The 21,875-nt window shown below is 60.3% G+C and carries 13 protein-coding genes; 3 read left to right on the forward strand and 10 right to left on the reverse strand.

The genetic code is table 11. The annotated features are described in order from the left end of the window. Positions 1-155: 155 nt before the first annotated feature. From AC07V0_RS14025 to AC07V0_RS14045, 5 genes are all read right to left on the reverse strand, one after another. Positions 156-1,325: a lactonase family protein gene (locus AC07V0_RS14025; RefSeq protein ID WP_495019686.1), complete on the reverse strand. Its 1,170-nt coding sequence runs from the start codon at positions 1,323-1,325 to the stop codon at positions 156-158. After that, positions 1,318-1,614 carry a DUF5629 family protein gene (locus AC07V0_RS14030; RefSeq protein ID WP_018926173.1) on the reverse strand — a complete coding sequence of 99 codons (297 nt, stop codon included), beginning with the start codon at positions 1,612-1,614 and terminating at the stop codon, positions 1,318-1,320. Before AC07V0_RS14030 ends, AC07V0_RS14025 begins: the two co-directional genes overlap by 8 nt. 186 nt (positions 1,615-1,800) lie before the next feature. Continuing rightward, positions 1,801-3,381: an aldehyde dehydrogenase (NADP(+)) gene (locus AC07V0_RS14035; RefSeq protein ID WP_028940459.1), complete on the reverse strand. Its 1,581-nt coding sequence runs from the start codon at positions 3,379-3,381 to the stop codon at positions 1,801-1,803. Between the two features lie 10 nt (positions 3,382-3,391). Continuing rightward, positions 3,392-4,384, reverse strand: coding sequence for an AraD1 family protein (gene araD1 / locus AC07V0_RS14040; RefSeq protein WP_018926175.1), 993 nt, complete (start codon positions 4,382-4,384; stop codon positions 3,392-3,394). Positions 4,385-4,427: 43 nt separating this feature from the next. Then, positions 4,428-5,750: an MFS transporter gene (locus tag AC07V0_RS14045; protein ID WP_018926176.1), complete on the reverse strand. Its 1,323-nt coding sequence runs from the start codon at positions 5,748-5,750 to the stop codon at positions 4,428-4,430. Between the two features lie 193 nt (positions 5,751-5,943). Between AC07V0_RS14045 and AC07V0_RS14050 the strand changes: the two genes are divergently transcribed. From AC07V0_RS14050 to AC07V0_RS14060, 3 genes are all read left to right on the forward strand, one after another. Then, positions 5,944-7,680 (forward strand): IlvD/Edd family dehydratase, encoded by a 1,737-nt coding sequence (locus AC07V0_RS14050; RefSeq protein WP_018926177.1) that lies wholly within the window; start codon positions 5,944-5,946, stop codon positions 7,678-7,680. Between the two features lie 258 nt (positions 7,681-7,938). Beyond that, the gene (locus AC07V0_RS14055) at positions 7,939-8,658 is read left to right on the forward strand and encodes a FadR/GntR family transcriptional regulator (RefSeq protein ID WP_018926179.1); all 720 of its coding nucleotides are present in this window, start codon (positions 7,939-7,941) and stop codon (positions 8,656-8,658) included. A 144-nt stretch (positions 8,659-8,802) separates the two neighbouring features. Further along, positions 8,803-13,518 carry a dermonecrotic toxin domain-containing protein gene (locus AC07V0_RS14060; RefSeq protein ID WP_495019656.1) on the forward strand — a complete coding sequence of 1,572 codons (4,716 nt, stop codon included), beginning with the start codon at positions 8,803-8,805 and terminating at the stop codon, positions 13,516-13,518. Positions 13,519-13,582: 64 nt separating this feature from the next. Here the strand turns inward: AC07V0_RS14060 and AC07V0_RS14065 are convergent, their stop codons facing one another. The 5 genes from AC07V0_RS14065 to AC07V0_RS14085 all read right to left on the reverse strand — a co-directional run bounded on the left by AC07V0_RS14065 (position 13,583) and on the right by AC07V0_RS14085 (position 21,865). Beyond that, positions 13,583-15,967 carry an efflux RND transporter permease subunit gene (locus AC07V0_RS14065; RefSeq protein ID WP_018929607.1) on the reverse strand — a complete coding sequence of 795 codons (2,385 nt, stop codon included), beginning with the start codon at positions 15,965-15,967 and terminating at the stop codon, positions 13,583-13,585. Between the two features lie 28 nt (positions 15,968-15,995). Continuing rightward, on the reverse strand, positions 15,996-17,063 hold the full coding sequence (locus tag AC07V0_RS14070) for a WD40/YVTN/BNR-like repeat-containing protein (protein WP_495019657.1): 1,068 nt from the start codon (positions 17,061-17,063) through the stop codon (positions 15,996-15,998). A 1,046-nt stretch (positions 17,064-18,109) separates the two neighbouring features. Beyond that, positions 18,110-20,767 carry an aminopeptidase N gene (pepN, locus tag AC07V0_RS14075; protein WP_495019658.1) on the reverse strand — a complete coding sequence of 886 codons (2,658 nt, stop codon included), beginning with the start codon at positions 20,765-20,767 and terminating at the stop codon, positions 18,110-18,112. A 10-nt stretch (positions 20,768-20,777) separates the two neighbouring features. Continuing rightward, positions 20,778-21,608, reverse strand: coding sequence for a DUF2797 domain-containing protein (locus AC07V0_RS14080; RefSeq protein ID WP_018929611.1), 831 nt, complete (start codon positions 21,606-21,608; stop codon positions 20,778-20,780). Next, on the reverse strand, positions 21,605-21,865 hold the full coding sequence (locus AC07V0_RS14085) for a YeaC family protein (RefSeq protein ID WP_007937782.1): 261 nt from the start codon (positions 21,863-21,865) through the stop codon (positions 21,605-21,607). The genes AC07V0_RS14080 and AC07V0_RS14085 overlap by 4 nt, the downstream gene beginning before the upstream one ends. Between the last annotated feature and the right edge of the window lie 10 nt (positions 21,866-21,875).

The following is a 21,875-nucleotide window of genomic DNA, read 5'->3' on the forward strand; positions in this document are numbered from 1 at the left end:
GGCGGTATTCCTCGATTCAGTTGGCTTGCTTGCCCGGTTGGGCCGTGAAGCAAACTTAACTCCCGAGGGTCGGCGCCTTGAAATGCTTTGTAGCATTAGCCGATATCAGTCTCATTAATAGAAGGTTGCAGGCCCCATCAACCGGGGCCTGCGGCCTATTGACGCAGCAGGAACTTGAGATCGCTCGGGGCATCCATCGGCAGTTTTTGCACGGTTTTGCCCAACAGACCGGTCTTGGCGTCACGCTCGATGACGACAATCTGGTTGCTCTTCTGGTTGGCAATCAGCACGAATTTGCCGCTCGGGTCGAGACTGAACTCGCGCGGGTGATCGCCGTCCACCGAGCGGCGCTGAAGCTCCTTGAGGTGGCCGGTTGCCGGGTCGATGGCGAACACCAGCAACTGATTGGCGGTGCCACGGTTGCTGACGTAAAGGAACTTGCCATCGGCCGAGGCGTGAAGCGCAGCCGCGGCCTTGCCCGATGTGGGCAGCCCCGCCGCCAGATCGACCAACTGCGTTTGTTCGAGTTGGCCGTCCTTGTAATCGAACACCGCCACCTGCGCGCTCATTTCCATGGTCAGCCAGGCGTGCTTGCCATCGGCGCTGAACAGTAAATGTCGCGGCCCGCTGCCGGGGGGCAACGGGACGGACGCGGGTTTGGCGGCAGTCAACGGCAGTTCCGGATTGGCCTTGGGGTCGAAGCGATAGATAAAGATCTTGTCCGCGCCCAGGTCATTGGAAAACACGTATTGACCATCCGGCGAAGAGATCGCCGAATGCACGTGCGCCGACATCTGCCGCACGGGGTCGATCCGGCTGGACGGATGACCGCTCATCTGCACGACGGGTTTCAGCTTGCCATCGGAGCTCACCGGTAACACCGCCAGGGTGCCGCCCGGGTCTTCAGCCACCGAGTAGTTGCTGACAAACAGATGGCTGGCATCACCGCTGATGCTCGAATGGGTCGGCTCGTTGCCCAGGGTTTGCACCTGGTTGATCAGGCTCAGCTCATGGGTTTTCGGATCGATTGCGTAACTGCTGACGCGCCCTACCGGATCGGCCTGCCCCGGGCCGTTTTCGTTGACCGCGAACAAGCGACGTTGATCCTTGGACACGGTCAGCCAGGACGGGTTGGCGCTCTTCACCACTTGCAGCGGCTTGGCATCGATCTGCCCGGTGCGGCTGTCGAAGTTCAGGCGATAAATCCCCTGGCTCTGGCCGGCAGTGTACGACCCCACCAGTAATTCGTAGTTGTCGACCGGCGCCGCCTGCACGCCCATCGCGCCGACGCTGCCGGCGATCAACAGTGGCCAGAAGTTACGCATCCTCATTCGTTTCGTCCTCGTCATCCTGACCACCAAACGCTTCCATAGGCACCAGCCGGTGTTCACCGGAATCACCGGTGATGATCCAGCTCTTCAAATCGGGATCGAAAGTCGCTGCCTTGATCTGCGCCATGCTGAACTCCCAGCGCTTGAGCGCCCGACCGTCCATGCATTCGATGTGCAAGTTATCGTCTTCATCGAGAGAGAAGTCGAAAGCGTGCAGCCCGTCGATCTCCAGCATGTCGCAATGTTCGAGGGCGTTGAGCAAGGTGTCGTTTACGGCAGTCATGGCAGTCAATCTTTGAATGGGAAAGACGCAATGATAGCTCAATGCGGGAACGGACTGTGGCGAGGGGGCTTGCCCCCGTTTGAGTGCGTAGCACTCACAAAATCTTTGGTACATCAGCGATTTTGGGGCTGCTTTGCAGCCCAACGGGGCGGTGGGGCGTTCCGACAAGCCCCCTCGCCACAGCCGTTAGAGCGCTTCTCGTGATGGTTTGCCATCGACCAAACGTTGGATGCGCAACGGATTGCCATTCTTCAACGCGTCCGGCAGCAGGCTGTCGGGGTAGTTCTGGAAGCACACCGGGCGCAGGAAACGGTCGATGGCCAGGGTGCCCACCGAGGTGCCGCGCGCATCGGAAGTCGCCGGATACGGCCCGCCATGGACCATCGAATCGCAGACTTCCACACCCGTCGGATAACCGTTGAGCAAGATCCGCCCGACCTTCTGCTCCAACAAGGGCGTCAGCTCGCCGAAGCGTTCGAAGTCCGCCGGCTCACCGATAATCGTTGCCGTCAGTTGCCCGTGCAGGCCGTTCAGCGCAGCACTGAGTTGCGCCTGATCCGCCACTTCAACAAACACCGTGGTCGGGCCGAACACTTCCTCTTGCAGCACTTCATCGCCATCGAGCAACAGACTCACATCCGCCTTGAACAATTGCGGCTGCGCCTGATTGCCTTGTTGCGGATTACCGGCCAAGTGCTCGATTTTCGGATGCGAAAGAAGCTTGTGCAGGCCTTTACCATAGCTGCTCAAGGTGCCGGCGTTGAGCATGGTTTGCGCCGGCTGATCGCCGATCAGCCCGGCCACCTGCTGTACGAACGCACTGAACTGCGGCGAACGAATGCCGATCACCAGCCCCGGATTGGTACAGAACTGCCCGCAGCCCTGCACCACTGAAGCCGTGAGGTCACGGGCGATGCTTTCAGCACGAGTATCCAGCGCCTGCGGTAACACGATCACCGGGTTGATGCTCGACATCTCGGCGAACACCGGAATCGGCTGCGGCCGTGCCGCGGCCATGTCGCACAGCGCCCGACCGCCTTTCAGTGAACCGGTAAAACCGACCGCCTGAATCGCCGGGTGCTTGACCAGCGCTTCCCCTACTCCACCGCCGTAGATCATGTTGAACACACCGGCGGGCATGGCGGTTTTTTCAGCGGCGCGAATCACCGCGTCGGCCACCCATTCAGCGGTTGCCATGTGGCCGCTGTGAGCCTTGAACACCACCGGGCAGCCGGCGGCCAAGGCCGAAGCGGTGTCGCCGCCAGCCGTGGAGAACGCCAACGGAAAGTTACTCGCGCCAAACACCGCCACCGGCCCCAGGCCAATGCGGTACTGACGCAGGTCCGGACGCGGCAGTGGCTGGCGTTCCGGCAGCGCCAGATCGATCCGCGCGCCATAGAAATCACCACGCCGCAGCACCTTGGCGAACAGACGCATCTGGCCGCTGGTGCGCCCACGCTCACCTTGAATCCGCGCCGCCGGCAACGCGGTTTCGCGGCAGACCACGGCCACGAACTCATCGCCAAGGGCGTCCAGTTCATCGGCAATCGTGTCCAGAAATTGCGCACGGCGCTCGGCGCTCAGGCTGCGATAGGCCGGGTAAGCGGCGGCGGCAGCCTTCGCGGCGGCGTCGACTTCTGCAGCGGTGGCTTGGTAGAAATCGTGGGGCAAGGCCTCGCCGGTGCTGGCATCGGCGCTCTGCAGTTTGACGGTGCCGGCAGCGCTGCGCTCGCCGCCAATGTAGTTGTGACCAAGAATCCGGGTCATGGGTGTCTCCTTAAAGTGTGCCGACGGTGCCGGGTTCGAACGCTGCTTCAACCGGAGCGATACCGTTGATCAAGGGTGCGCCGAACTCGGCCTGGCTGATCTCGAACACATCACCCGGCCGGGTACGGATGCCATCGGCGAAGGACAGGGTCGCGGTGCCAAAGAAGTGGATGTGCACGTCGCCGGGGCGCAGGAACTGGCTGTACTTGAAATGGTGATACTCGAGGTTTTCCAGGCTGTGGCACATGTTGGCTTCGCCACTGAGGAACTCGTTCTGCCAGAGCACTTCGCCGTCGCGCAGGATGCGACTGGTGCCCGCCAGGTGTTGCGGCAATTCGCCGACCCGAAGCTCCGGGCCATAGCTGCAACTGCGCAGTTTCGAATGGGCCAGGTAAAGGTAATTCTTGCGTTCCATCACGTGATCGGAGAACTCGTTACCCACCGCAAAACCGAGGCGATACGGTTTGCCGTCGTGGCCGATGACATAGAGGCCGCTGAGTTCGGGCTCTTCCCCGGCATCTTCAGCAAAGGGTGGTAGCGGGAAAGGCTTGCCCGGTCGCACGACGATGCTGCCATCGCCCTTGTAGAACCATTCCGGTTGCACGCCGGCCTGGCCGGCTGCAGGTTTACCGCCCTCCACACCCCACTTGAAGATGCGCATGGTGTCGGTCATCGCCGCTTCATCGCCGGCCTGCTGATGCATTTTGTCCCGAGCCGAGGCGCTGCCCAAATGGGTCAGGCCGGTGCCACTGACCAGCATATGCGCCGGGTCCGGGTGATCCAGCGGCGGCAGGATGCGCAGCTTGGCCAGCAACTCGGCATAGTTGTGGCTGATGCCCAGCCCCAGGGTTTGAACCTGTCGCTCAAGAGTGGTGCCCGCCTCGATCGCCGCCAGCGCCAGATCCCGCACCGTGTGCGCATCCTGCACTTCACGCACCAGACCGTCTTCGACCACGCCGACGCGGCGTTCGCCATTACTCAATTCGAACTGAACTAAACGCATGAACCTTCTCCTGTTAATGCAAAACTTGTTGGCCAATCTCGCGTCAGGTACGGGTAGCACCGCGGGCACTTGCAGCGAACTGGTCGGCCGGCAGCACGTGCTTGCGTTCCAGCAGGCGATACACCACGCCGGTCAGGACCAGGCCGAACACCATCACGCAGGACAGGAAATACAGCCCCGACGCCAGGTTGCCGGTGTACTCCTTCAGCGCACCGATCACGAACGGGCCGATGTAGCCGCCGAGGTTGCCCACCGAATTGATCAACGCGATTCCTGCCGCCGCACTGGCACCGGCGAAGAAGCGCCCCGGCAAGGTCCAGAACACCGCCGTGCAGGAAAACAGCGCGAACGCCACCAGGCACAGCGCCGCCAGTTGCAGCACCGGTACCGACAGCCAGGCGCTAAGGAACAGGCCGATGGCACCCAACACATACAGCACCGCCAGATGACCGTAGCGATCATTCAGGCGGTCGGAACTGCGCGGAATGATCAGCAAACCGATGATTCCGAAGATGTACGGCACCGATGACACGAACCCGGTCACCAGGTCTGTGCCACCGAACTGCTTGATCAGCGTCGGCAGCCACAAACCGAGGCCATAGATGCTCAAGGTCACCGGCAGATAGAACAGCGCCAGCAGCAACACCCGTTTGTCCTTCAGTGCATGCAACGGATTGCCGTGGCAGGTCTGGCCATACTCGGCGAGGTCTTTTTTCAGTTCCCCGGTCAGCCAGTCTTTCTCGGATTGATCCAGCCATTTCACTTGGTCCGGGCCGTCCGGCAAGTAGCGCAGCACCGGCCAGGTCAGCAGGATCGCTGGCGTACCGATAACGATGAACAGCCACTGCCAGCCGTGCAGGCCAAGCGTGCCGTCCATACCGAGCAAACCGCCGGACACCGGGCCGGTGATCATCATGGCGATGGGTTGGGAAAGGATGAACAGCCCGAGGATCTTGCCGCGATGGCGAATCGGGAACCATTGGGTGATGTAGTACAGCACGCCTGGAAAGAACCCGGCTTCGGCCGCGCCGAGCAGAAAACGCATCACATAGAAGCTGTTCGGGCCCTGGACGAACGCCATGCCGATGGTGATAGCGCCCCAGGTGACCATGATCCGCGCAAACCAGCGTCGGGCGCCGAAGCGGTCGAGCATCAGGTTGCTGGGGATCTCCAGCAGAAAGTAGCCAATGAAGAAAAGCCCGGCACCAAATCCGTAAGCCGCATCACCGATGCCGACGTCAGCGCCCATGTGCAGCTTGGCGAACCCCACGGCGGAGCGATCCACATAGGCGATCAGGTACAGCAGGATCAGGAAGGGAATCAGTTTCAACGTGATGCGACGGATAAGCCGCAATTCCTGGCTCATGAGTTCGGTCTCCGATTGTTGTTGTTATAGAACCTCGGGGGACGCCTCTCGCGGAAAACCATCAGGGCCATCCCTCCGTTGAAAACGACTATATAGTATTACTATTTAACCAACAACACTTCCAAACAGCCGAAATTGCGCTTATGTTACGCCACAGCTCGAACAATATAGTCATACAATAAGAGAACCGATCATGACTGATAAGAAACCCACCCTGCGCTCCGCCCAATGGTTTGGCACTGCCGACAAGAACGGCTTCATGTACCGCAGCTGGATGAAGAATCAGGGCATCGCCGACCATCAGTTCCACGGCAAGCCGATCATCGGCATTTGCAACACCTGGTCGGAACTGACCCCGTGCAACGCGCATTTCCGCCAGATCGCGGAGCACGTCAAACGCGGGGTGATCGAAGCCGGTGGCTTTCCTGTGGAATTCCCGGTGTTCTCCAACGGCGAATCGAACCTGCGCCCCACCGCCATGCTCACCCGTAACCTGGCGAGCATGGACGTCGAGGAAGCCATTCGTGGCAACCCGATCGATGGCGTGGTACTGCTCACCGGTTGCGACAAAACCACTCCGGCGCTGCTGATGGGCGCGGCCAGTTGCGACGTGCCGGCGATCGTCGTCACCGGTGGGCCGATGCTCAACGGCAAGCACAAGGGCCAGGACATCGGTTCGGGCACGGTGGTGTGGCAGCTCAGCGAACAGGTCAAGGCTGGCACGATCACCCTTGATGATTTCCTCGCGGCCGAGGGTGGCATGTCCCGTTCCGCCGGGACCTGCAACACCATGGGCACCGCCTCGACCATGGCTTGCATGGCCGAAGCGCTGGGCACGTCCCTGCCCCACAACGCGGCGATTCCGGCAGTCGATGCGCGCCGTTATGTGTTGGCGCACATGTCGGGTATGCGTGCGGTGGAGATGGTTCGCGAGGATTTGAAGCTGTCGAAAATCCTCACCAAGGAAGCCTTCGAAAACGCCATCCGGGTGAACGCTGCCATCGGCGGTTCGACCAACGCGGTGATCCACCTGAAAGCCATCGCCGGACGCATCGGTGTCGAACTGGACCTGGATGACTGGACCCGCATCGGTCGCGGCATGCCGACCATTGTCGACCTGCAACCGTCCGGGCGCTTCCTGATGGAAGAGTTCTACTACGCCGGTGGCTTGCCTGCAGTGCTGCGTCGCCTGGGCGAAGCCAACCTGATTCCGAACCCGAACGCCCTCACCGTCAACGGCAAAACCCTCGGTGAAAACACCAAGGACGCGCCGATCTACGGCCAGGACGAAGTGATCCGCACCCTCGACAACCCGATCCGCGCCGACGGCGGCATCTGCGTGTTGCGCGGCAACCTGGCGCCACTGGGTGCGGTGCTCAAGCCCTCTGCGGCGAGTGCCGAGCTGATGCAACATCGCGGGCGCGCGGTGGTGTTCGAGAATTTCGACATGTACAAGGCGCGGATCAACGATCCGGAACTGGACGTGGACGCCAACTCGATTCTGGTGATGAAAAACTGCGGGCCGAAGGGTTATCCGGGCATGGCCGAAGTCGGCAACATGGGCTTGCCGGCCAAGCTGCTGGCCCAGGGTGTGACGGATATGGTACGGATTTCCGACGCACGCATGAGCGGCACGGCGTACGGAACCGTGGTCTTGCATGTGGCACCGGAAGCCGCCGCCGGCGGGCCTTTGGCGGCAGTGAAGGAAGGCGACTGGATCGAGCTCGATTGCGCCAGTGGACGTTTGCATCTGGACATTCCGGATGCCGAACTGGCCGCGCGCATGGCCGACCTGCAACCGCCACAACAGTTGCTGGTGGGCGGCTATCGCCAGCTGTACATCGACCATGTGCTGCAGGCGGATCAGGGCTGCGACTTCGACTTCCTCGTCGGTTGTCGTGGAGCCGAGGTGCCGCGTCACTCTCACTGACCCTCTGGATTCTGTAACCACAGCAGAACCTGTGGCGAGGGAGCTTGTCGGATCGCCGCACCGTCCCGTTGGGCTGCGAAGCGGCCCCAATACAGGCAGTCGCGATTTGTCAGGCAGACCGTGCCGGCCGATTTGCGACTGCTTCGCAGCCGAGCGGGACGGTGCGGCGATCCGACAAGCTCCCTCGCCACAATGATTGTGCCCGCCACGCCTGCTATCATGCGCAGCACCCCATCGCACAGGACCGCGCCGTTCCCCATGGATTACCGCAAACCCTCCGACCGCAAAAGCATGCACTCGCGCATCGTCCAGGAATTGGGCATGCAGATTGTCTCGGGACGCTTCAAACCGGACGACAAACTGCCCGCCGAAGCCCTGTTGTGTGAGGAATACGCGGTCAGCCGGCCAGTCCTGCGCGAAGCGACCCGAGTGCTGGTTGCCAAGGGCCTCGTGTATTCCCGTCCGCGGGTCGGCACCGTGGTCAAGCCGCGCCGGGAGTGGCACATGCTCGACCCGGACGTGCTGCACTGGCTGATGCAAAGCAGCCCGCAGAATGAGTTCTTCAGCCTGCTGACCAGCGTGCGCAGCATCATTGAACCGGCCGCTGCAGCCCTGGCCGCGCAGTTCGCCACCGACGCAGACATCGCCTCCATCGGTGAAGCCTACCAACGCATGGAGTCAGCACCGACGCCTGAAGCCTTGTTGCAGCCGGACCTGGATTTCCACAGCCGCATCGCCGACGCGACCCACAACGACCTGCTGGCGAACCTGTGCAACATGTTGTCGGTGGCGATTGCAGAAGCCTTGAAACACTCCAACCAACGGCCGAACCTGCATGAACTGGCGTTGCCTCGGCATAAGGCGATTCTCACGGCTATCGAGAATCGCGATGCGCTGGGTGCGCGGCATGCGACGTTGGTGCAACTGGACGATGCGCGTAACGCGCTGAATGTGGTGCTCGGCACCGATCCCGCATAACCACCACAATTCCCCTGGGCTCATTGCCACCACGTAGTCATCACTTAGATCATCGAATTGTCGGATCTGCGGTATCCCGTTACCGCACATCCATTCCGGCCTCGCCTTACTTTGCGTGACTCAACCCATGCAAAGGATTGCATCATGCCGATACCTGCATCCCCCCCTGCCACGGCGGACATGACCGATATCATCGCGCACGCCGTCAGCGCCCGCTTCAGCTCCCGCCCCACCCTGCGCTCGGAAACCGCTCGCCTGCTCAAGGACGGTGTACTGGAAAAGTACCCGCAACTGGACTTCGACCCTGAGCGAACCAAAATCGCGCAGCCGATTCCCAACGGGGCTTGGCGCCTCACGTTGCTGCTGGACCTGGTACTGGATTATCTGGCCAGCGGCACACCTGTCGATTTCAGCGAGCGGTTCGGTCGTGCCTGCTTTCTGACCAACCGTGCGCCCGCGCAACTGACTGTCGGCAAAACCACATCACGCCTGCCTGATCTCCAGGTGATTGCGGGGGTCATCCTTGAGCTGCCCGACTTGCTGCACATCGGGCTCCAGGAATCGCTGACCCTTTACTGGAACCAGAAGGACGAGGCCGGCGTCAGCCGCTGGCAATGGCTGGGAAACTTGCTGGCCGGCGTCCTGCAGACATCCGCGACCCGCCTGTCGAAAAGCAACCCGGTGCAGGCCGGGATTCTCGCGGAGCTGGCCAGCCACCCGGACAACCTGCAGCGTCTCCAGCAATCCTGGTCAAAAGGCCCCATACAAGCCTGCACCCTACAAACCACCCTGACCAACGGTGACGTCTCCATTACGCTGCAGGCCTCCGAGCTCCTGGTGACTTGTGGTGAAACCCATTTGTTGTGCAGCGTGACCGGCAAAATCGAGCCCTTCGCTTCCCTGGAAGCTTTCGGCCTGGCTTGGGGCGCACGGTTTCAGCGGGCATACAAAGCCGATGTCATCACCTGGAAGCGGTTTGAGCCGGACGGCAACATCTTTGACATTCAGGCTGCCCTGCTCCTGAACCGGCAGCTGGAAGATCTGGCTGAGCTCAAACTGCCTGCCAACCTGGGCCTGGGCGAGTTGGTGAAACACGTTGACGCGATCACCGAAGTCGCCACGCTGTTCATCGACAGCCAACCGGACGAGGCCGCTTTTCAACCGATACAGGCGTCGATTCCCAGGTGGTTGCAAGCGGCGACACCCACTGACCGCATGGCCTATCGCAAGCACGTCCTGGCCATGGCCAGCGTCAAGCAACAGACCCAGGGGCGCACCTTCAACGATGGCATCGACGACCTTCGTACGTTTGCCCGAAAAGCCTTGCACAAGCAGATGCAGGAAGATTATCCGCTGGCGCCCGGTTATAACTCCGACGAGCTGGAACTGACTTTTCATGTACCCGTCGGTGACCTCGGCAGCGGCTACATCGAAACCGTCAAAATGACCCTGACCGAGCTGGCGATCAACAATCTCGCCGCAAAACCCAAGGGCCGCATGACTGTCCGTCACACCGGAGATCAACTGATTCAGCAGTGGACTACCGACGCCTATCTGCTGGACCTGGTGAGCCGGGTCAATGTCGGCCAGCACTATCCCGAACTGATCGAAACCTTGCTGCTCGGCGAGACCGACGACGCACGGGAGCGGGAACGATTGTTCGCGCTGGAACTGTCGGTTCATCTCCCCCTGCTGGCCCTCGAACATTCGATCAAGGGTGAGCACGGGTTCACCCATCTGGGGTATCGCTATGTCGATGCGTTGATGAATCGCACCGCCGCCGAACGGGTCGTCAACGAACAGGCCGTGGTCATCCGGCCCCTGGCGTTCCAACGCAAGGACGGCGCCGACTGTGATGTGGCCGCCAACATGTTCATCATCGAGCCCAAAGACTTGCAGGCCAGTCGTCCGCATATCCTCTATCGCCCGTTGTACACCCCGTCACTGCAGCAATACGCCGCACGCAGCGACTTGCTCAAAGCGGTCGCGCAACAGGGCGCGCTGCAAACCAGCGTGCTGACCTGGCTCCCGGACCGCGCACGTCCGGTTTACGACAACAACGGTTTCAACGAACCGCATATCAACCACTTTCACATCGGCGACGAGTTCTCGCCGCCAGACAAGCCGAAACCGGCGATTCTGGCAGGCGACGAAGCTGCGGCCCAGTGGCTCAGTGCAGTGGAGGAAGGTCGATTGCCGGCCAGCCTGTTCGCCAGCAACGCCCGGGCGCTGGCCGATCTGGCTGACGGGCAATCGGTGTCCAATGCCGAAAGCCGTTGGGCGATCATCCTTGAGGGTGGCTGGCTGGTCTTTAACAACCTGGTACTGCCACTGTTGCGCGGCCCGGCAATGCTGGTGGGCTGGATGCTGCAAATCACCCATAGCCTGATCAACGACCTGCCCGCACTGGACAGTGATGACCCAACTACCCGGAATCTGGCCTGGGTCGATGTGCTCTTGAACATCGGCCTGCTCCTTTTGCATGTCGCACGAACTCAAGGTGAACGGCCTGCACTCGCGCCAGAGCGCATGGGCGAAGACGCTCCGGTGACCCTCGATCCGCTGCGCCGTCTGTTGCCACTGGACTTGCTGCATCCCGAGACAACCATCACTCAAGAAACACCCGGACTGCCCTCCGAACCGCCGGGCAGTGGTAATACGTTGCTGGATTTCAACCTGTCGACCGCTCGGGACTCGACCTCGGCGCGGCTGTTCAACAAGCTGCAGGCGGTCAAGGTTGCATGGCCCGCGTCTCTGCCAGAGCCTGTTGCAACCGGTCCGTTCAAGGGGCTGTACCGGATCGACAACAAATGGCACGTCACGGTCGCCGGCCTGCTGTTTCGCGTGAGTGTCGTGCCCGGTTTCGGTGAGGTCTACCTGGTGCATCCCGAGCATCCCGACCATCCGGGAATCAAGCTCAAAACCGATGGATACGGCCGGTGGACGCTGGATCAAGGGCTGAAACTGCTCGGCGGAGGACGTAACGCCAGGCGGGATGCCCTGCGCGAGAGCAAACAGCAACGCATCAGCCTGCTTGAACTGAACCACCAGGAATTTTTGCAGCAACAGACGCAGGTGCAAAAACGCGTTGATATCGCGGAAAAGCTGATGGAGCTGAAAACAAACGACCCCGCCAGCAGCGAGCAGGATCGCGCGACTTTTCGCCAACGGTTCGCGGACGAGCTGGACAAACAGAGCGAAACCTATGTCACGGCGCTTGCCGAAATCCGCGAAAAAAGCGCTCTGAGCAAATCTGATCCCGATCCAAACCTGCAGCGCAGCCTGCTGGAGAATCTCATCAACAACGCGCGCAAACGTGTTGTCATCGCTGACCGGGAACGGGAAGCCACCAATCGAACTTACGCGGACTTGACCCGCGGTATCGAACACTTGCGCGAAGCAATCAAGGACAAGGGCAACGTCGTACTGGATCGATACTTCGAATTCATGCGCAGGACCTCCGAAGTCAACGAAACCATGATCAGGTTCTACGAAGAAACAGAGAGCCGACTTGCGGAGCTTAAACACCTGTCTCGCTTGGGCTTGGAGGACTGGAAACGGTTGACCGACAATCGCTCCGAGAATGAATTGACCGCCTTGCGAGTCAAGTCCTACCAACTGAGCATCTTGCGGATTCTCAGCCTGAAGGAACTGGGTAGCGCCACCATGGCCCCACTCGAACGCGCGCTCGATCCCCTGATGTTGCTGTCTCGCTCCCATTCCGAACTGCAAACTTCTCGCACTTATAACAATAGCGATCGGATCGCCGTTCTGGACAACCTGGTCGATCACTACCGCAAAGCACTGGACGGGCTTGAAAGTATCGGCATCTTCAATGCCGAAGAATTACAGCCGGCGGCCTTCAATCGCCTGCGAGAGATCATCGGTGAACTGCGCCTCGATGCCGAGCGACGTCTGGCCGACGACCTTCAAAATCTCCCGCAACCTTCGGTCTCCGAGCCCGGTCCGTCTTCACCCGGAGCCAGCAAGCCCCCGATCCAGCGCCCCTCTTCATGGGCCAGTCGCAAGCGGGTCATCAAAACCGCCAAGGGCACTCTGATCGGTGATATTCGCCCCCGCGTGGCTAACCAGGGCGGAGACATTGTTGATATCAACGGTCCCCTCGAAGATGCACCACTGGCTTCGTTCCATGAACATGAACCGAATGTCTGGGTAGAAATGATCGAGGTCAGGCAGCCCGCACCCAAGGCCTCCGCGCACTCCTACGCACAGCTCAAAGGGGATGCCCGCAAGGCCATCGCCAATGTCGACAAGCAGGTAAGGAAAATCGAGGGTTACGCGCAACGCGCAAGCTCACCCAAGGAAATTGAAGAACAATTGCAACGCGAAGCACAAAAGCTGACCGGGTATGCCGAGGGCCTGGAACACCATGAGGCACCCTCGCCAAACCGGGAACAAGATGCCTCGTTAATCCGCGATTTACGCGATCACGCGCGAGCCCTCGACAGTAAGGCATCGGAACTGCGCATCCGCATGACACTGGCCCAGCCCCCCAGCAGTGAGGGTGTGGAGTTTCTGTTACGGTGCAAGGAGGTTTACCCACGCATGATCGGTAATCGCGTACAACTGAAAACCGGACGTAAAGACTTCATGCAGGAGTACGTCCTGTTGAACAAAGACGATCAACCCTGGGGGTACGCGCATTTCCACTATGAGCGCTTCGATGATGCCAAGACGCAATATACCCAGGCCCATCTGAAAACCAGGGAACAACGCTTCGAAACCTACGAATCGGCGATGGCCAAGGCTACAGATCCGAAACAGAAAATCGATATCCACCGCGGGATCATCAGCAAGGAACTGGCCAACAGTGCATTCCTGACGCTACAACCACGCTGAGTGATTCGGTCCCCCATAAAAAAAGCCGCAACCTGAGTTGCGGCTTTTTGGGTCAGGCTGACGCCTAGTGAGCAAACAGCGAGTTGCCCTTCTGCCCCGCCAGTTTCTCTGGCTTGATCAGGAACCGCGCCAGCGCCGGCAGCAGCCACAACGCGCCAAACATGTTCCAGAGCAGCATGAAGGTCAGCATCAGGCCCATGTCGGCCTGGAACTTGATCGCCGAGAAGATCCAGGTGCACACGCCGATTGCCAGGCACAGACCGGTGAACAACACAGCTTTACCGGTGGACTTCAGCGTCTGGTAGTACGCCTCTTGCAGCGACAGACCGGCACGCAGGAAGCTTTCCAGGCGACTGTAGATGTAGATCCCGTAATCCACGCCGATCCCCACCCCGAGTGCCACCACTGGCAAGGTCGCCACTTTCACACCGATGCCCATGAACGCCATCAGTGCGTTGCCGAGCACCGAGGTCAGCACCAGCGGCAGCACGATGCACAAGGTCGCCGCCCAGGAACGGAAGGTGATCATGCACATGGTCGCGACGCAGATATACACCAGCACCAGAATCGTCAGTTCGGAACGCTTGATCACTTCGTTGGTGGCGGCCTCGATCCCGGCATTACCGGCGGCGAGGAGGAATTCCAGGCCTTCCTTGTTGTTGTCCTTGGCGAAGTCCTGCACCGCATGAACCGCGCGATCCAGGGTTTCGGCCTTGTGATCGTTGAGGAACACCAGCACCGGCGCCAAAGAGCAATTGTTGTTGTACAGACCATCGGCACGGGCGATGGAGTTGTTCAACACGTCCGGATTGCGCGACAGGGTTTCCCATTTCAGGTTGCCCTCGTTCATGCCCTTGATCATTTGCTTGGACACGGTCACCAGCGAGATCGCCGACTGCACGCCCTCGGTGTTCTGCATCTTCCACATCAGCTCGTCGATCGGTGCCATGGCTTCATAGCGCGAGCACCCTTCAGGCTTGGTCTTGACCATTACCACCAGCACGTCGGAACTGGTGGAATAGTTGTTGATGATGAAGCTGTTGTCCTTGTTGTAACGCGAGTCCGGACGCAGTTCCGGCGCACCCTGGTCGAGGTCGCCGATTTTCAGGTTCTGGCTGTACCAAAGGCCACCGCCAAAGGCGATCAGCGCCAGGAGAATGGAGACCGGTGCGACTTTCGGGCTGGCAAAGTTCGCCAGCAGGCGCCAGAAGGGATGCTCGCGGTGCGCGTCTTTCTTGCTGCGGTCGACGGCGCGTTTGCTGATACCCACGTAGGAAATCGCTACCGGCAGCAGGATCAGGTTGGTGAACACGATCACCGCCACGCCGATGGACGCGCCGATGGCCAGTTCGCGAATCACGCCGATGTCGATGATCAGCAGCGTGATAAAGCCCACCGCATCCGCGAGGATCGCGATCATCCCCGGCAGGAACAACTGACGGAATGTGCGCCGTGCCGCAGTCAGCGCGTTGTCCGCCTCGCTGGACTGCAAGGCAATACCGTTGATTTTCTGCACGCCGTGGGAAATCCCGATGGCGAAGATCAGGAACGGCACCAGCATCGAGTACGGATCCAGCCCAAAGCCGAAAAAGTGCATCAAGCCGAGCTGCCAGACCACCGCCACCAGCGTCGTACTCAGTACTGCCACGGTGCTGCGCATGCAGTTGGTGAACCAGTACAGCAGGATCAGGGTGATGACGAAGGCGACGCCGAAGAACATCACCACCATGACCAGCCCATCGATCAGGTCGCCGACTTTCTTGGCGAACCCGACAATGTGGATCTTCACGTTAGGGTTCTGGGTTTCGAACTTGTTGCGGATCTTGTCTTCAAGTTCATGCGAGAACTTGCGGTAGTCCAGTGCCAGCAACTTGCCCTGGTCTTGCGGGTCCGGGTAGGACTCCAGCAGCGGGATGTCGACGATGCTCGACTTGAAGTCGTTGGCCACCAGCCGCCCGACTTGCCCGGACTTGAGCACGTTGTTGCGCAGCAGGTCGAGGCTCTGCTGGGAGCCGTTATAGCTCTGGGGAATCACTTCACCACCGGCGAAGCCCTCCTCCGTCACCTCGGTCCAGCGCACGCTCGGGCTCCACAGCGACTTGAGGCCGGAACGGTCGACACCGGAGATGTAGAACACCTCGTCGTTGATCTGGCGCAGGGTCTCCATGTACTCCTTGGAGAAGATATCGCCATCGGTGGCTTCAACGGAAATCCGTACGGTGTTGCCCAGGTTCGCCAGATCGTTGCGGTGCTCCATCATCTTTTCAATGAACGGATGCTCGAGCGGGATCATTTTTTCGAAACTGGTGGACGGCCGGATCAGCGTCGCCTGCCAGAACAGGAAAATACTGACCAGCAGGCAGATGACGATCACCGCCGGGCGGTTGTTGAAGATCAGGCGCTCAAGAAACGTCGCCTTGTCCTGATGAGGAGTGCTTAAGGATGTCATAGACCCGCCTTCTTATTATTTGCCCGGCTCATTTGGACGACCCGTTTGTGCCATTCTCTGCGCCCGTTGGCGAGGTGACGCGCACGCCGCCCTGGCCTGCCAGTATCAGATTACCGTTACCCGCCGCCGTGACCGACGAGACGGAAATGCGATCGGGACGGTTGAACACGCTGAAGGTTTCGCCGTCGTCGCTGCTGCGAATGACACTGCCACCATTGCCGACGATCACGATGGAACCGTCGTCGAGCAATGTGGCGCCGGACAGGCCGAATTCCAGCGCACCCCGTGCAGCCTTGAGTTCGACCTGCTCCCACGTGGTGCCGAAATCCGTGGAGCGGTAGAGATTGCCCCTCAAGCCGTAGACCAGCAGCGTGGCCGGTTGCGCGGTGCCGATGACGCCGAACAGCGAGCCCTCGTAGGGGCCTTCAAGCTTTTCCCAGGTCTGCCCTTCATCGGCGGAACGGAACATGCTGCCCTGCTCGCCGACGATGAAAATGCCGGAATCCTTGACTGCAGCTATGGCGTTGAGGTGGTACTGGTCTTCGTTGGCCAGGCGATCGCTGACGTCTTCCCAGTTCTTGCCACCGTCGGTGGTTTCCAGCAAGGCACCGTAGGCGCCCACGGCATAGCCGCTGTTGACGTCCTTGAACCAGACGTCGAGCAGCGGCGATTCGCGGCGCAGGTCTTCGAATTGCTTGGTCCAGGTGACACCGCCGTCTTCACTGGCGAGGATCTGCGCGTCATGGCCGACGCCCCAACCGTGCTTATCATCGACAAAAAATACCGCTGTCAGCAGTTGCCGGGTCGGCACCTTGGCTTGGGTCCAGGTCGCGCCCTGGTCATCGGAATAAAGAATGTGCCCGCGATCGCCGACCGCCACCAGGCGTTTGCCGGCATGCACGACATCGAGCATCAGGCCTTTGCTGGCCTTGGCGGATTCAATGGAATAGACCACGTCGGCGGTCGGCGCGGCAGCGGCCAGCACAGGGGCCGACAACACGGCACAACCCAACAGCGAGAGCGCTGTAGCCAGCAACGCGAACCTGCGTAACGCCGGCGGGCGGCAAATACTCACACCCATGACAGGCTCACTCATAGACCTTCCCCCATTATTATTGTTAGGTCATTCAACCTTTCAGGGCGCCGTAAGGGGGTGCTCACCGGGACTGCCCTATTCCAGAGCATAGTCCTGAAACCCGCAATCCAGAGCCCCTTCGGAAGCTGGGCTTATCCTATCGGGGTTTGGAAAGGTCTGACAATCGACGCCACGTTATGTTTTGTTAACCGGGGGGATATGGGGTGTGGGTGAATGGGGAGGCATTCGGAGCGGTGATTGGAGTCTGGGGTCTGGGGTCTGGGGTCTGGGGTACATATCCGTTTCTGCGGTAACGGCGGCTATTGGTTCCGCTCTTACAGCGGGTCACTTTGGAAAAGCGCCAAAGTAACCAAAGCGCTTTTGCCCCTTTCGTTCGGTGCCTCGCCCAGGCTCGGCATGCCCTCGCTCCGGTCCTGCTCCGTGGGCCCGCCGCCATCGGCCATCCATGGCCGGGGGCGGCTAACCCGGCATCCATGCCGGGTTGCCCACTACGCAGAACCTCCACTCGGCCTCTCGAGGGGGCGGTGCGTCAAAATCAAAAGCAAGGCGGCCTCCCGGCCGGCCTGATCTCAAGCGGACGCATTTCCCTGTAGGAGCTGTCGAGCGAAGCGAGGCTGCGATCTTTTGATCTTGCATTTGCTTTGCTTTGCTTTGGCTTTTGATCTTGATCTTGATCTACCCGCCCCTTCGGGAGGCTGAGCGCAGGTGTTCATCTGGGGATTGGCGCGCAGCGCCGTTCGACGCAGTCGAACCCATCGCATGTAGGTCGTAGCGAAGCAGACCGTAGGGCGATGCCCCCAGATGGATACCGGAGCGAAGGAACGCCGAGCCTCAGCGAGGGGCCGGACGCTTGGGGCGAGACCTTTTGGGTACTTTTGGGGCGTTTGCCAAAAGTGCCTCGCCGTAAGGGCGAAACCCTAAGTAGCCGTTACCGCAGAAATGGATATGTACTCCATCAAAAATCCCGGTCGGCTATCAGGCCGCCATCGCGAGCAAGCCCGCCCCCACAAGGTCCGAGTGAACACTTGAGAGAGCAGGCAACCAGATCAGGCCAGGCTTTTGCTGACCACTTCGTACACGTCGCTGGACAGCTGCCCCGAAGCGAGAATCCGCTCCAGTTCGCCTTTCATCAACGCCTGACGGGCGCTGTCGTACTTACGCCAGCGGGTCAGCGGCGCCAGTTGGCGAGAAGCAATCTGCGGATTGAAGCCGTTGAGCTCAATCACCAGATCCGCCAGGAACCGATACCCGGAACCATCCGCCGCGTGGAAGTTGATCAGGTTCTGCCCGGCAAACGCGCCGACCAGTGCCCGCACCTTGTTCGGATTCTTGATGTTGAACGCCGGGTGTTGCATCAAGGCTTTGACCCGCGCCAGACCGCCTTGCAATACACTGCCGGCCTGAACGCTGAACCACTGATCCATGACCAGCGGATTGTCCTTGAAGTGCTCGGCGAAGCTCGCCAGTGCCTTGGCTTTCTGCGTTTCGAACGGCGAATTCACCAACACGGCCAACGCGGTCAGGCGCTCGGTCATGTTGTCGCAGCTGTCGAACTGCTCAAGGGTTGCCGCCAATACTTCTGGCTTGTCGCTGAGCATCAGGTAGGACAACGCAATGTTCTGCAGTGCGCGGCGGGCGAAGTGCTCGGCCTCGGCCACATACGGAGTCTTCTTCGACAGATCGCGATTGGCCTGATAACGCAGCCACAGCGCTTCGAACAGCGTGTCCGCCAGTTGCTTGCGCGCAAATTCGCGAGCGGTGTGGATCGCTTCCACATCAGCCACTTCGCTGATTTCGGTCAGGTATGCCTCGCTTGGCAGCGAGAGCATTTCAGCGACCATCGCCTGATCCAGCGTCTCGTCGGACAGCACGGTACGCAGGGCTGCAACCAGACGCTGATCCAGCACCAGCGCTTCACCCTTCTGCTGCTGGGCGATCAACTCTTGCAGCACCTGCACCGACAACTGCTGGCCGGCATCCCAACGGTTGAAACCGTCGCTGTCATGCTGCATCAGGAACATCAGTTGATCGCGGTCGTACGGGAAGCTCAGTTTCACCGGCGCCGAGAAGCCGCGCAGCAACGACGGCAGTGGTTTTTCAGCAATGTCGACGAAGGTGAAGGTCTGCTCGGCTTCAGTCACCGAGATCACCCGCGAAGTGCCTTGAGCACTGGCTTCACCGGACAGACGCAATGCAATTGCCGCGCCTTTCGAATCAAGCAGACCCAGCTCCACCGGAATCACGAACGGCAGCTTCTCAACCTTGTCCGGGGTTTCCGGGCAGCTCTGGCGGAAGGTCAGGCTGTAGGTTTTCGCCGTGGCGTCGTAGGACTCGCTCACCGCCAGACGCGGTGTGCCGGCCTGGCTGTACCAGCGCTTGAACTGGGTCAGGTCGACGCCATTGGCATCTTCCATGGCCTTGATGAAGTCGTCGCAGGTCACGGCCTGGCCGTCATGGCGTTCGAAGTACAGGTCGCTGCCTTTGCGGAAGCCATCGGCCCCGAGCAAGGTGTGGATCATGCCGACCACTTCCGAACCCTTTTCGTACACGGTCAGGGTGTAGAAGTTGGAAATCTCGATGAAGCTGTCCGGGCGTACGGCGTGAGCCATGGGGCCGGCGTCTTCGGCGAACTGGTGGGTGCGCAGGTACGCCACGTCCTGGATACGCTTGACCGTGGCCGAGTTCATGTCGGCCGAGAACTCCGAATCGCGGAACACTGTGAAGCCTTCCTTGAGCGACAGCTGGAACCAGTCGCGGCAGGTCACGCGGTTGCCCGACCAGTTGTGGAAGTATTCGTGGGCGACGATCGCTTCGACCCGCTGGTGCGCGGCGTCGGTAGCGGTTTCGGCACGGGCCAGCACGGCGCTGGAGTTGAAGATGTTGAGGCCCTTGTTCTCCATGGCGCCCATGTTGAAGTCGTTGACCGCGACGATCATGAAGATGTCCAGGTCGTACTCGCGACCGTAGACTTCTTCGTCCCAACGCATGGACTTCTTCAGGCTGTTCATGGCGTGCTGGCACTTGTCGATGTTTTCTGGCTCGACATAAATGCGCAGCGCCACGGAGCGCTCGGTCATGGTGGTGAAGGTGTCTTCGACACACCACAAGTCACCGGCCACCAACGCGAACAGGTAGGCAGGCTTCTTGAATGGGTCTTCCCAGGTCGCCCAGTGGCGGCCGTCTTCGCCGGGACCGGAGGCAATCGGGTTGCCGTTGGACAGCAGCACCGGATAGCTGTGCTGCTCGGCGACCACCGTGGTGGTGAACGTGCTCATCACGTCCGGGCGGTCGAGGTAATAGGTGATCTTGCGGAAACCTTCGGCCTCGCACTGGGTGCAGAACATCGTGCCGGATTTGTACAGGCCTTCCAGGGCGGTGTTGGTTTCCGGGTGGATCCGGACGCTGGTGTCGACCGTGAAGCTTGTTGCGGTCGGGTGCAGGGTCAGATGGTTCTCGGTCAGTTGGTAGTCGGTGGCGCTCAGCTCCTGGTCGGCCAGGGTCACCGACAGCAGCTCGAGTTGCTGGCCGTCGAGCACCAATGGCGGCAGGCCCGGGCCACGCTCAGGGTTGCGGCGCATCACCAGTTGCGCATGGACCAGGCTGTGGTCCTCGAACAACTCGAAGGTCAGGTGCGTCTCGTCGATCAGGTACTCGGGCGCCTGATAGTCCTTCAGGTAAATCATCTTCGGTTGTTCGGTGCGCATGCTTGAGTCCTTACTGATGCACGGCGAGCTGGTAGGCCGTGTATTTACGAATATTGATCACGCCGGTGTCGAAAATCAGGTATTGACCCTTGATCCCCAACAGCGTGCCTTCGGCAATCGGGTTCTTGTCCAGGTTGAAGCTGACGATTTTGGCCGGGTACTGCTCGACCGGATAGCGGATTTCGAGCGGTTCGACGTCGGTAATTGTCTGGATTGCTTGTAGGCCGAATCGTTCCTGCAAACTGTGCAAACCTTCGGCACAGCTTTCAAACAGCTGATCGCGAACCTGCGCCAGGTCCACCGACACCGCATCGCCCTTGAGCAAAGCACGCCAGTTGGTCTTGTCAGCGACTTGACTGCGGAACAGGTCTTCGACGAAGCCCGACTGCTGGCGGGTCGAGACGCGCACGATCGGCAAGGCCTGGCTGGCACCCTGATCGAGCCAACGGGTCGGCAGTTGGGTGGCGCGGGTAATGCCGACCTTGATCCCCGACGAATTGGCCAGGTAAACCACATGGTCGGTCATGCAGAACTTCTCGCCCCACTCAGGCTCCCGGCAAGTACCGGCATCGTAGTGGCAACGCTCCGGGCTCATGATGCAGATGTCGCACTGCGCCAGTTTGGTCATGCACGGGTAGCAGTAACCCTGGCTGAAACTGGTTTTGGTCTTGCGTCCGCAATGGGTGCAGTGGATCGCCCCCAGGTACTCCAGGCGCACCGTGGTGCCGATCAACGGATTGACCGGTACCTCGGCGTCGCCCAGACGAAAAGCGTACTGCACGTTCGGCCCGTCAAGGCGCGCCGACATTTTGCTGATTGCACCGCGGCCAATCTCGATCAATGGATGGCATCCGACTTGAACAGAATATTCGGCACTTCGATCGACTTCGACGCGCACTCCTGCGGGCCCATGTAGCCGGTGCGCTGTTCCTCGGGCAGGTTCTGGATTTCCCAGGCGATCATCGCTTGCAGGGACAGTTCGCGCTGCTCGGCGGTGAGTTTGCCACCGTCGGACCATTTGCCGATTTCCACCGCCAGTTTCAGGCTCTGGTAGATATCCGGGGTAATGTTTTTGATCATTTCGTTAAAAGAGGACATCAAGGGCTCC

Source organism: Pseudomonas sp. GW821-FHT01E10 (assembly GCF_059422365.1).